The sequence below is a fragment of the Helicobacter pylori SA37A genome, assembly GCF_000476015.1.
Classification (GTDB): domain Bacteria; phylum Campylobacterota; class Campylobacteria; order Campylobacterales; family Helicobacteraceae; genus Helicobacter; species Helicobacter pylori_DB.
Map to the genome: position 1 here is coordinate 1 of NZ_CBOO010000011.1, position 12,910 is coordinate 12,910.

General features: G+C 38.2%; 9 protein-coding genes and 1 other RNA gene. 4 read left to right on the plus strand and 6 right to left on the minus strand.

Translation table 11 applies throughout. The features are described from left to right. The 4 genes from QT76_RS06010 to pbp1a all read left to right on the plus strand — a co-directional run. On the plus strand, positions 1–719 hold a 719-nt coding region (locus QT76_RS06010; protein ID WP_033617010.1), incomplete at its 5' end, for an ATP-binding cassette domain-containing protein. 71 nt (positions 720–790) lie between these two features. Continuing rightward, a complete protein-coding gene (gene tlpD, locus QT76_RS06015) occupies positions 791–2,092 on the plus strand; it encodes a chemotaxis chemoreceptor TlpD (RefSeq protein ID WP_033617013.1) in 1,302 nt (433 codons plus the stop codon). A 22-nt stretch (positions 2,093–2,114) separates the two neighbouring features. Continuing rightward, positions 2,115–3,236: an aminotransferase class I/II-fold pyridoxal phosphate-dependent enzyme gene (locus QT76_RS06020; RefSeq protein WP_033617014.1), complete on the plus strand. Its 1,122-nt coding sequence runs from the start codon at positions 2,115–2,117 to the stop codon at positions 3,234–3,236. Then, a complete protein-coding gene (gene pbp1a, locus QT76_RS06025; protein ID WP_033617015.1) occupies positions 3,237–5,216 on the plus strand; it encodes a penicillin-binding protein 1A in 1,980 nt (659 codons plus the stop codon). It abuts the gene before it with no gap. Positions 5,217–5,218: 2 nt separating this feature from the next. On the opposite strand, the gene QT76_RS06030 is transcribed toward pbp1a, so the two are convergent. The 6 genes from QT76_RS06030 to QT76_RS06055 form a co-directional block, all read right to left on the minus strand. Then, positions 5,219–5,797 (minus strand): tumor necrosis factor alpha-inducing protein, encoded by a 579-nt coding sequence (locus QT76_RS06030; protein ID WP_000890854.1) that lies wholly within the window; start codon positions 5,795–5,797, stop codon positions 5,219–5,221. A gap of 123 nt (positions 5,798–5,920) precedes the next feature. Continuing rightward, an RNA gene (rnpB, locus tag QT76_RS07825) (RNase P RNA component class A) lies at positions 5,921–6,236 on the minus strand. A 35-nt stretch (positions 6,237–6,271) separates the two neighbouring features. Continuing rightward, positions 6,272–7,744, minus strand: coding sequence for a disulfide bond formation protein B (locus tag QT76_RS06040; protein ID WP_033617018.1), 1,473 nt, complete (start codon positions 7,742–7,744; stop codon positions 6,272–6,274). A gap of 9 nt (positions 7,745–7,753) precedes the next feature. After that, positions 7,754–7,918: a hypothetical protein gene (locus tag QT76_RS06045; protein WP_033617019.1), complete on the minus strand. Its 165-nt coding sequence runs from the start codon at positions 7,916–7,918 to the stop codon at positions 7,754–7,756. A 108-nt stretch (positions 7,919–8,026) separates the two neighbouring features. Further along, positions 8,027–9,901, minus strand: coding sequence for a site-specific DNA-methyltransferase (locus QT76_RS06050; RefSeq protein WP_033617020.1), 1,875 nt, complete (start codon positions 9,899–9,901; stop codon positions 8,027–8,029). After that, the gene (locus tag QT76_RS06055; protein WP_033617021.1) at positions 9,898–12,843 is read right to left on the minus strand and encodes a restriction endonuclease; all 2,946 of its coding nucleotides are present in this window, start codon (positions 12,841–12,843) and stop codon (positions 9,898–9,900) included. Before QT76_RS06055 ends, QT76_RS06050 begins: the two co-directional genes overlap by 4 nt. Positions 12,844–12,910 lie beyond the last annotated feature (67 nt).

Sequence of the window (12,910 nt, forward strand, 5' to 3'; positions counted from 1 at the left end):
ATGTTAGTTTCTCTTATCCTAATTCAAAACTTATTTTTGAAAACTTTAATCTCTCTTTACACTCTGATAAAATTTATGCATTAGTCGGCAAGAATGCTAGCGGAAAAACCACGCTGATTAAATTATTACTAGGGTTTTATACCCCAAATTCAGGTCAAATTATTATCAATAACAAATACTCGTTACAAGATTTAGAGCTAAACAGCTACCACCAACAAATAAGTGCCATATTCCAAGATTTTTCTCTTTATGCTGGGTATAGCATTAATGATAATCTTTTCATGCAAAACAACCCTACAAGAGAGCAATTAAAGCAAAAGAGAGAAATGCTAAAATCTTTTGATGAAAATTTTCAAAATTGTCTTAATGATTATAGCAACGCATTATTTGGAACGCAATATAATGGAATAGATTTTTCTTTAGGTCAAAAGCAACGCATAGCCACTATAAGAGCCTTTTTAAAACCAAGTCATTGTGTTGTTTTAGATGAGCCAAGCAGTGCTATTGATCCCATTATAGAAAAAGAGTTTTTAGATTTTATTTTTAAAAAATCGCAATCTAAGATGGCTTTAATCATTACACACCGCATGAATAGTGTCAAGCAAGCTGATGAAATTATCGTGTTAGATCAAGGCAAACTGATAGAACAGGGCAACTTTGAAACCCTTATAAAAAAACAGGGATTATTTTACGAATTGTTTTTGAAACAACAATACTAGCGAGCGCTTAAAATGTTTGGTAATTTTGGGTATAATCCCAAAAGATTCAAATTTAAATAAGGAATGCCACCATGTTTGGGAATAAGCAGTTGCAACTTCAAATCAGTCAGAAAGATTCTGAGATTGCGGAGTTAAAAAAGGAAGTCAATCTCTATCAAAGCCTTTTAAATTTGTGCTTGCATGAAGGTTTTGTAGGTATTAAAAATAATAAAGTCGTTTTTAAAAGCGGGAATCTTGCAAGCTTAAACAATTTAGAAGAACAAAGCGTTCATTTTAAAGAAAACGCAGAGAGCGTTAATTTACAAGGCGTTTCTTATTCTTTGAAAAGCCAAAATATTGATGGCGTGCAGTATTTTTCATTGGCTAAAAAAACAGGTTGTGTGGGGGAATACCATAAAAATGATTTGTTTAAGACTTTTTGCGCGAGCTTAAAAGAAGGCTTAGAGAACGCGCAAGAAAGCATGCAGTATTTCCATCAAGAAACCGGCTTGCTCTTGAATGCGGCTAAAAATGGCGAAGCGCATTCTACTGAAGGATTAGGGACCGTTAATAAAACGGGTCAAGACATTGAATCGCTTTATGAAAAGATGCAAAATGCCACTTCGCTAGCGGACTCCCTAAACCAACGGAGCAATGAAATCACTCAAGTCATTTCTTTGATTGATGATATTGCAGAACAAACCAATCTCTTAGCCCTAAACGCCGCTATTGAGGCCGCACGAGCGGGCGAGCATGGGAGAGGGTTTGCGGTGGTGGCTGATGAGGTGAGAAAGCTCGCTGAAAAAACCCAAAAAGCCACTAAAGAAATCGCCGTTGTGGTTAAAAGCATGCAACAAGAAGCGAACGATATTCAAACCAACACCCACGATATTAATTCTATTGTAGGCTCTATTAAGGGCGATGTAGAAGAGCTTAAATCCACCGTGAAAAATAACATGATTGTCGCGCAAGCCGCAAAATACACCATCTACAATACCAATAACCGGGTGTTTTGCGGTTTGGCCAAACTTGATCATGTGGTCTTTAAAAACAATCTTTACGGCATGATTTTTGGCCTCAACTCCTTTGACATCACCAGCCATAAGAATTGCCGCTTAGGCAAATGGTATTATGAGGGCGCGGGCAAAGAGAATTTTTCCAACACTTCAGGCTATAGAGCTTTAGAAAGCCACCATGCGAGCGTGCATGCTGAAGCCAATGATTTGGTTAAAGCCGTTCAAGAAGACCACATTACCGATTTAAAATACCTAGAGCATAAAGTGCATTTAATGGAAGATAGTGCTAAACATGTCAAAGAAAATATTGATAAGATGTTTTACGAAAAACAAGATGAACTCAATAAGATCATTGAAAAAATTCAAAAAGGCGAATGATTCCATTCAATGAAGTGTTTTGATGTTTTCTAAATCCTTAGAAGCCCTACACCATGCCAAACGCTACCGCAAAAGAGAGTTGTTTGACCTTTCATTAAAGGATTACGCTTCTAATGATTATTTGGGTTTGAGCGTTAAAAAAGATTTGCTTGAAAACGCTTTTAATAAGCTCCAATCCTTTGGCACTCATTCCCCCAAGGCTTCCATGCTAGTGAATGGCTACCACCCTTTGCATGCAGAATTAGAAGAACGACTAGCGGATTTATTAGAATTTGAAAGCGCTCTTTTAGTGGGGAGTGGTTTTTTGGGCAATCTGGCTTTAATAGACACCCTTTTAGTCAAAAACGCCCTCTTATTCATGGACGAACACTACCATGCAAGCGGGATTTTTAGCACCAAAACTAAACCTAATCAAGTGATCTTTTTCTCGCACAATGATATTAAAGATTTGAAACAAAAACTCTTTAACGCCCCTAAAAATAAACTCAAATTCATAGCCATTGAGGGGGTTTATTCTATGGATGCGAGCGTCGCTCCTTATGATTTTTATGCAATCACTCAAGAGATTCCTAACGCTTTTTTAATCGTAGATGAAGCCCATAGTTTTGGGACTATCGGCGAGAATTTATTGGGTTTTTTAGAATATTATCGCATCAAAGAAAAAGACAAAATCATTAAACTCAGCACTTTTTCTAAAGCGCTTGCGAGCTATGGGGCGTGTGTTTTAGCCCCCTTACAAACCATAGAGTTTTTAACCAATCGCGCTAAAAGCGTGATTTACACCACCGCTTTAAGCCTGTTAGACACCGCTTTAACTTTAGCCCATTTAGAATACTTTATCGCGCAAAAACAAGAATTAAAAAATGAGCTTAGCAAACACCAACAGATTATTTTTGAAACCTTAGGTATTAGAACGCTCGCAGGATTTTTTACTTTAGAGTTTGAAAGCAATCCCGCTCTTTTAAACGCCCATCATTTTTTGAAAGAAAAAGGGTTTTTAGTGGGTGCTATCCGCCCCCCTACGGTTTCTAAACCCCTTTTGCGCGTCTCTTTGTCCCTCAAAAACAGCTTAGAAGACACTAAAGAGCTTGCGAACACCCTTTTAAATTATTCTAAAATACAATCTTCTTTTAAGAGTGATTAAATGCTAAAAAAGATTTTTTATGGTTTTATCGTTTTATTTTTGATTGTCATGGGGTTGTTAGCCATTCTTATCGCTCAAGTTTGGGTAACTACGGATAAAGATATTGCTAAAATTAAAGATTATCGCCCGGGCGTCGCTTCACAGATTTTAGACCGAAAAGGGCGTTTGATCGCTAATATTTATGATAAGGAATTTCGTTTTTATGTGCGTTTTGAAGAAATCCCCCCACGATTTATTGAAAGCCTTTTAGCGGTAGAAGACACCCTCTTTTTTGAACATGGGGGGATCAATTTAGACGCTATCATGCGCGCTATGATTAAAAACGCTAAAAGCGGTCGTTACACTGAAGGGGGTAGCACCCTAACCCAACAACTCGTTAAAAACATGGTGCTCACACGAGAAAAAACCCTAACCAGAAAACTCAAAGAAGCGATCATTTCTTTACGCATTGAAAAAGTCTTAAGCAAAGAAGAAATTTTAGAGCGTTATTTGAACCAAACTTTTTTTGGGCATGGGTATTATGGCGTGAAAACCGCAAGTTTAGGGTATTTTAAAAAACCCCTTGACAAACTCACGCTTAAAGAAATCACCATGTTAGTCGCCTTGCCTAGGGCTCCGAGTTTTTATGATCCTACCAAAAATTTAGAATTTTCACTCTCTAGGGCTAATGATATTTTAAGGCGGTTGTATTCTTTAGGCTGGATTTCTTCTAACGAGCTCAAAGGCGCTCTCAATGAAGTGCCAATCGTTTATAACCAAACCTCCACGCAAAACATCGCCCCCTATGTCGTAGATGAAGTGTTGAAGCAATTGGATCAATTAGACGGGTTAAAAACTCAAGGCTATACCATAAAGCTCACGATAGATTTGGATTACCAACGCTTGGCGTTAGAGTCCTTGCGTTTTGGGCATCAAAAAATCTTAGAAAAAATCGCTAAAGAAAAGCCAAAAACTAACGCATCTAATGAAGATGAAGACAACTTGAACGCCAGCATGATAGTTACAGACACGAGCACCGGTAAGATCTTAGCTTTAGTGGGGGGGATTGATTATAAAAAAAGCGCTTTCAATCGCGCCACGCAAGCCAAACGGCAATTTGGGAGCGCGATCAAGCCTTTTGTGTATCAAATCGCCTTTGATAATGGCTATTCCACGACTTCTAAAATCCCTGATACCGCGCGAAATTTTGAAAATGGCAATTATAGTAAAAACAGCGCGCAAAACCACGCATGGCACCCCAGCAATTATTCTCGCAAGTTTTTAGGGCTTGTAACCTTGCAAGAAGCCTTGAGTCATTCGTTAAATCTAGCCACGATCAATTTAAGCGATCAGCTTGGATTTGAAAAAATTTATCAATCTTTAAGCGATATGGGGTTTAAAGACCTCCCTAAAGACTTGTCTATTGTGTTAGGGAGCTTTGCTATCTCGCCCATTGATGCGGCTGAAAAGTATTCTTTATTTTCTAATTACGGCACCATGCTCAAACCCATGCTCATTGAAAGCATCACTAACCAACAAAACGATGTCAAAACTTTCACGCCCATTGAAACCAAAAAGATCACCTCCAAAGAACAAGCTTTTTTAACCCTTTCAGTGCTGATGAATGCGGTAGAAAACGGCACAGGGCGTTTGGCTCGCATTAAAGGTTTAGAAATCGCCGGTAAAACCGGGACTTCTAACAACAATATTGACGCTTGGTTCGTTGGCTTTACCCCCACCTTACAAAGCGTGATCTGGTTTGGGAGGGACGATAACACGCCTATTAGCAAAGGAGCGACAGGAGGCGTTGTGAGCGCACCTGTGTATTCGTATTTCATGCGTAATATTTTAGCGATTGAACCCTCTTTAAAAAGAAAGTTTGATGTCCCCAAAGGCTTGCGTAAAGAAATCGTGGATAAAATCCCCTACTATTCAACCCCCAATTCCATCACCCCCACCCCCAAAAGAACAGACGATAGCGAGGAACGCTTGTTGTTCTAAGCCTACATGGCTATAGGGACTTTAATGTCTCCGTAATTGATAGAATCTTTAAAGATTTCTTCCACTTTAGCCACAAGGATACTCACCGCTTGATTGTCTAAGGCCATTTTATGCAACCCTTCGCTCAAAGCGTCCTTATCAAAACCACGCGCGCGCACTAACGCAAACACTTCCTCATTGTTAGGATTGATATAAATCCCTAAACGATCCACATTCATCAAGCTATCATAAATGGGCTGTGTCATTTGGATAAACATTTCATTAGTGATCTTTTGCTTGATGCGGTTGGATTTGGAAAGGTAAGCCTCTTTGAGTTTATGCACAATATTTTGCGCCACTCTTATTGTCGCTCTTTTGGTAGCGATTTTTTCTATCTCTTCAGTTGTCTTACCATCTACAATGTGCGAGCTATCCACCCCTTGCGTGAGATACTGACTGCGATTTTGCAACATCCAATAAGGCACATCTTGCAAGAAAGAATTCCTTTGTGAAGTGTTTGGGCAAGTGCAAGCCTGCAGCATCAAAACACCCAATCCGCATAAAAATAATTGCTTGCTTTTTAAAAAAGATTTTTCTAACACGCTATCCCCTTTGATTTTGATTTTACAGAGTGTAACACAAATCTTTAAGATTTTAAACAATAATTAGGTAAAAAAATAAAAAAATAAAATGATTGAAACTTTATTTAAAAAATCAACACGCAGTTAAGCATTAGAATAAGCCGGGTTCTGTCAATGGATGGCCATTTATCTGGGAAATATTTTGCAATATTCCTCAAGCGAAGCGTGTATCAATTTAGACTTACCATGCGCTTCTTGCTACAAATTGGGTTTGCCCAAACAAGCTAAATTGCTTCAGCTCTGGTGGGCTCTTACCCCACCCTTTCACCCTTACCTTAAAAAGGCGGTTTGCTTTCTGTGGCACTTTCCCTTAGCTTGCGCTAGCCATCCGTTAGATGGAATTTTGTCTAATGTAGCCCGGACTTTCCTCTATTCTAAAATAGCGACCATCTTCTAATGCGTTAATATATTAGAAAAAAGTAGCTTTAAAAGAGTTTAAAAATTAAGGGTATAGAGAATATTTTTAGTATTCTCATAGCTCACAAGGATAAGCTCATTATCCCTAAACCCCCCAGCGCTGATATTTTTAATCTCTTTAGGCAAGCCATAAACTTCAAGGATTTCTTCTTTTGTGGGGTCTATGACTAAAAGCGTGTTAAATTCCTTACTGAACGCATAAAGCTTATTATCCTTTAAAGCTAACGCGCTGATGACTAACTCGCCCAGTTTCCTTTTTTCTTTAAGTTTGGCATTGCCCAGTTCAAGCAAGAACTCCCCATGCACCTGTTTGTCGCTATTAAGCATGGAAATAATAATCAAATCCTTATAACGCTTGTTAGGAGCGGTGATCAAATAAGTGAATTTAGCCCCTCTTCTTGCAACGCTAACATAATAGTTTTTCGCCCTAGAAGTTTTTAAGCGGCTGCGTTCCACTTCATCAAAAGAGTCAGCCCCTTCTAAAAAATAAGGGAAGTTTTTAAGCGCGTTGGCGTTTTTGTTAGGAGTGATTTCTACGCTCGTTTTATTATTGCCCATGATCACAATGTTTTCATCTTCGTTAAAATCCGCCCCCACGAACGCCCCCACCGTCGCGCTATAATAACTATCCAACACCATATGGCTATGAATGGTTTTTAAATCGTTACTTACAAGATAAAGCCCTTGGTTTTCTGTGGTAAGGATTGCCTTGTCTTCATTGAAACTCAAATCCGTGATCGCTCCATTCAGTTTTAAAAAAAGCTCTTCTTTTTTTTCAATCTTCAACGCTTTTGTAATTTCTAAAGGCGAACGCTCATAATCATTATCTTTAGGCAAAGCGCTCAATTTCAAAGGCTCACCCACATCTCTCCTGCCTAAAACGCTTCTTGGGAATTTCAAATGATCCCAATTCTCCATAGACCAGACCGATTCTTTCAAATTCCACGAAAACCGCACCGGATCGCTTTGCCCTATGTAAGGGAAAGGCCCGGTAGAAACAAACGCCTGTATCGCATTAGAACCCACCACAATAAAGAAAACATAAAAAGCGCCTTTTTGGAGCACGTTTAACAAACGATCTTTAAAAGGTTGGGCATTAGGGGCAAAAAAGAGCAAAACCGCTAAAAGTGCCACCACGCTAAAAAAGACAAAAAGCGCCCAAAACTGCGTGTGCAAGCCCAAAATAGCGAGCGCGAATCCCTGCCCCACATCTTCTAAGGCATGGCTACCGGTATGATAAAAGCTCTCATACAACCCGCTACTAGCCATGAATAATAGCAAGGCAATGTATTTAGGCTTAAACCCAAAACGCACCACCAAAAGCGCCACCGCCCCTATTAAAATCATGTTGATGCGTTGCGCCCAGCAAAAAATACAAGGCGAATCTTTCAAAACATAGCCAAAATAAAAATTCGCCAAACCCACAGGAAAGATTAAAATCCCTAAAATTGCCAAAGAAAAAAGATTGTAAAATCGGGTTTCTTTATCCATGCATCCCCCTTATAGATTCATGTTAGGCAAAACGCTAGAGCTGTGGGCTATAAAAATAATAAGCTCCATTAACCACACCACCATCAAAATCCCAAACGCCCAATTTTCTTTTTCAGGCTTTTTAAACGCTATCAAAATAGCGGCTAGACTTAAAAGCAGTCCTAAAAACTCCATGCCGTTCCTTAAAATTTTCGTAGGATTATACTCAAAAACAAACTATTGGATAAATGAAAAATGAGAGACAAGACCACTCAAGCGGTTTTTAATCCCTTTTATTTCCAATCAATACACCACGCTTAAACGCTCTTTAAAGCTGGCGTTGAGATTGAGAAAAGCTTCTAAATCAATCTCTTCATAGCCGTCTAAAAATATCATTTCGTTTTTACTTTTGGCTAAATATTCTTGCACTTCTTTATCGCACACGATACAAAAGTAAGCGTCTTCGCATTTGTAGAGTTTGTCTTTAATGGTAGTTTCTAGTGCACAATTGAGCGTTTTGCCGCATTGTAAGGCTAAATTTAGGGCTTTGTCAAAGGGCGTTAAAATGGAATGGTTGAAAAGCGTTATTTCTTCTTTGTCGTTTGTAATTTGCGCTTTGTCTTGTAAGGTATAAACCTTAAAACCCAAATCCAAATCGTTATCTTTTGAAGATTGAATGATTTTTTGAGCGGCTCTTTTGACCCTTTCTATGGTAATATCGCTAATGACAGGCTTTGCGCTTTTTAAAACATTCTTACAAAAATCATAAGCGTTTTCATCTTCTTTTATCTCTTCATCAATTTGAACTAAAATAAATTCCCTATTGCCTTTATCTTCTGCGTTTAATTCCATCACCGCATGAGCGGTTGTCCCGCTCCCAGCAAAAAAGTCTAAGATGATGTCGTTTGAGTTTGTAGAAATTGAATGCAAAATGATTTTTTTCATAAATTCTACGCCTTTTGGATAAGGAAAATATTCTCCCATTCCCAAATTTAAAAGTTCTTTAGTCGCCACTTGGTTCATATAAAGATTGTCTGTAAAAACTAAACTATCAAAAGTCTTTTTTGTGGTTTTTAAATTTTTCAAATAGCGTTTGTAAATAAAGCCCCTTTCATTATCCTTATGCTCTTTTTTAAAGCAAATCCGCCCCTCATCAATGTGTTTTTGTATCGTATTTTGTGAAAAACGCCAAAACATACCCACAGGCGGATAATCCACTTTGTTTGTGTAAGGGTTAGTAACTCCAAAATACCCCGTTTTCATATTCCCACTTTTTGCGCTAGGATTATCATTAATCCATGCTCCATTAGGGTCGTTATCGGGGTTTTTGTAATTTTCTAAATTCTTTTCTCCCCCCAAGAGATTGACAAATTCTTTATTTTTCGCATAACAGAGCAAAAACTCATGCTGATAATTTAATCCAATTTTTGCATCATTTGTTGTGGATTTTGTTTTACGGATAAAGTCTCCAACAAAATTATCTTCCCCAAAAATTTCATCGCATAAAAGTTTGAGTTGGGCGCATTCGTTATCGTCAATGCTGATGAAAATCACGCCGTCCTCTTTAAGCAAATCGCGCGCGAGTTTTAAGCGAGGCAGCATGAAACTAAGCCAACCGCTATGGCTCCTACTCCCTTGAATGTTTTTAAAAAATTTCAAGCTCTCGCTTTCTGTTTCTTTTCCGTTTTCATCTATTTCCATTAAGCCCACTTCTCTTAAAATCTTTTGATAATCTTGCCTGAAATTATCCGGATAAATAAATTCATCGCTTTGCGTGTTGTAGGGCGGATCAATGTAAATCATTTTGATTTTTTCGCTGTAAGCGGATTTTAAAAGTTTGAGCACATCAAGATTGTCACCTACGATAATAGCGTTGTTGGGGTGTTTGTTGGCTGAAGTTTGGGGCGTAAAGCTTTCTTGTAATTTGAGTTGTTTTTGGCAAGGTTCAGAATAAAGGGCGTTAGCAAGCCCTTTACCCGTCCAAGTGAGCTCATAGCCGCTTATATCGTTCATGCTTTCATTAAAGCCTAAAAGCATTTTGATAGCGCTCAAGCTCACTTGTCCGTCTTTTATCGTTTGCGGGAAGTTCTTTAAAAGCATGTCAAAAAGGGGGTTATTTTCTTGCTGGCTTTGGATAATGTTGATACCCATTTTTTTGGCTTGATTTTTGTCTGTCATGGCGTTTCCTTTAATGCGTCTTTAAGCGCGCTCAATAAATCTTGTTTGTTAATGCGTGTGGCAAAAACGACTCGTATTTCTTTTTTCGCGTTCTTTAAATTTTGAGATAGCGTTTCAAAAAAGATCTTAGCGTATTCCATTTTACGCTTTTCATCTGGCGGGATATCGCTTTCTTTTTCATAACCTTTGGTTTCGCAAACAAAAAAGATTTTTGCACCCTTTTCATCTTTAATCAAATAAGCAAAATCAGGCTCATAGTTTTTATAAGGCGTTGGGATTTCAAATTTAGGGAGCTTGGCAAAAACCTCTATGCTTCTATCTTCCACTTTTTGCACCGATTCTTTGCTCACTTCTTCTTCAATTTTAGAATCATAAATGATCGTCTCATAAAGATAGTTTTGGCTTGGAGTTTGCACGCTTTTGTATTTGCCTAATTTGTGTTTTTCAATCTCATTTTTGGGCGAGCCATCTTCAAAATAAAGCGGATCGGTTTCATCAAAAGCCGTGTTAGAAAAGGCGTTTTGGCAAAATCCATAACTCACGCAAGAAAGCAAGTTTTCATGCAACTTATCTTTAATGATGCCTTTAAGCAATTTAAAGGCTTTTTTGGGTGAGTTTGTAAAATGCTCTTTGTTTAAAGCGTTGTAGAGTTCAAGCGTGAATTTTAAGGGTAAGCGCTCATCTTTGGCAAAGTCAAGCAGAAGCGCGTTTATTTCTTTTTGTAAGGCGTTAGCGTAGTCTCTGATTTTTAAGGTGCTTGATTGCTCTGTGATGATCCTGTTGGTTTGTGGGTCATACCTTTTGCTTTCAAAAATGATTGCCTCACACATCACATGGCTTTCATTAAACGCTTTGGCGATAGATTCTATCAGCTTGGTTTTTTGGATATTTTGATAGCTTAATTGGCTTTGCGCGTTGATGGTTTGCCACAACTCTTTAAATTCCTTAGCTAAATTTTGGCGGATTTTGACTTTTTCTGAAGGTTGGTTAGCGTTTATAATTTGATCGCGCTTGTTGGTTGGATCTTCAGCCATTTTAAAGGCGCTTAAAACGGCGTGATATTCTTCATCGCTTAAAAAGTCTTTTATCCTTTCTTCGTTGTTTTGCATCGTTTCATAAATGGGTGCGATGATTTTGTAAGCGTTGTTTGTTTCGTCAAATTCTACGGCGTTTAATGTTTCTAATGCATCGCAAAATTGATTGATCTTTCTTTCATTAAGCCCTAACCTGGCTAAAATCTCTCTGTCTAGCGCACTGCCACCACCAATAAAGCTGCTCGCTTCAATCTCTTTTTGCAAACCCTCTATAAAGCCCACTTCTTCGCCACTCACTAGCATGTCAAGGTGGTTTATTTTATAAAAAGCGTCGTCGTTTGCCTTTAAAAATCCATGCGTAACGCGCTTGCCCTCTTGATTAAGCGCGATCCTTAACCCGCGCCCCACTTGCTGATGGCGGCTTGTTTCACTGGTGGAATTTGCCAGTTTAATAAGGGTAAAAATGTTTGGATTATCCCAACCCTCTTGCAAAGCCCACACGCTAAAAATAAAACGCAAAGGCGTTTGAAACGAAAGCAGTTTTTCTTTTTCGCTTAAAATCATTTTAATGTCGTTGGCTTCAATATTTTCTTTGCTGCTTTCTTTTTTGCCCTTATTGAACGCTATGCTATCGCCGCTAAAATAGCCTTGATGGACGCGTAAATTACCGCTCTCATCAAAATCTCTTTTCAAATATTCTCTATAGCTTGGCGATAAATTTTCCTTTGTTAGAATTGAAGCGCGTTTGAGTTTGTAAAGCCTTTCAAATTCGGTTTTAATAAAGGGCGTGCCTTTGTTATCAATTTGCCTAAAATCCTCAATTTTTGGGATAAAAAACAGGCTTAACGCTTTAATATTTTGATCAAATAAAAACGCCTCTTTTTCAAAATGCAAGTCAATGGCTTTTTCTAAAAGAGTGCTGATTTCATCTTGCGTGAGTTTATAAGAAGCCTTTTCAAGCGTAGCGCCATTACTCAAATAAGCCTTGTCTTTGGTGGTTTTAACCAAGCTAACGCCGTTAAATTGAGCCCCAATTTTGCCTAAATCCTCTCCCTTTGAAAGCGTGATTTGTTTAAGAATGCCCGCTTTGTAAAAGGCAATTTTTGCGCTTTTTGAATCCGCATTGAGCAAAACCGGGCTTTGTGTATCTTGCTTGACAGAATGGATGCGGATTTGTTTGACAAGGTAATTTCTAAACGCGTTGATTGAATCCAAACAAAAGGCTACATTGCTTAAAGCATGCTCTTTTTCTTTGGCAAAAGTCGCCCCAAAGCGAAAATAAAGCACACCTATTTTACTAAAATACTTACCAAACGCTTCACCCTTAAGCAAATGCGGCTCGTCTATGATGGAAATAGGCTTTAAATCAGCGATATTTTCAAAAATGCTTTTGGTGTTAAAAAGGTTTTCGCTGTTTTTATTGAGTATGTTTTTTTCGCCCTTGTCAATCGCGCTGTTAGTGAGGAGCAAGACACTCAGTTCATCTTGGTTTTTAATGTAATGGTTGATAATGTTGCTTGGCGATTTATCCCCTTCATAAGTGTAGGTTTTCAGGTGGCGTTTGAATTCTAAATAAAAATAATCTTTCGTAAGGCGGATATTTTGCTTAACTGATTCTAAAATGGGTTTTCGTGGGACAAAGATGATGAATTTATTTTGCTTGTAAGCCTTATGGAGCGCAAAGATCAAATTCAAGTAAGTGAAAGTCTTGCCCGTGCCTGTTTCCATTAAAACATCAACATTGAGCTTGCCGCTTAAATTTTTGACAGGAATTTCGCATGCGGCGTGAAATTGATTTAAACAATCTTTTAGATTTAAGGCATCGTGGTGCTTAAAATCAAAGCCATCTAAAAGCGTGATAATGTTATTAATACACTCTTGCTGGTAGTCTTGCTTTTCAAAAATCATTGGTGTTTTTGCCTTTGGTGTTTGCGAGCGTCTTAATCTAAAATGGGTAAAAAAGCAAAGCCCCTTT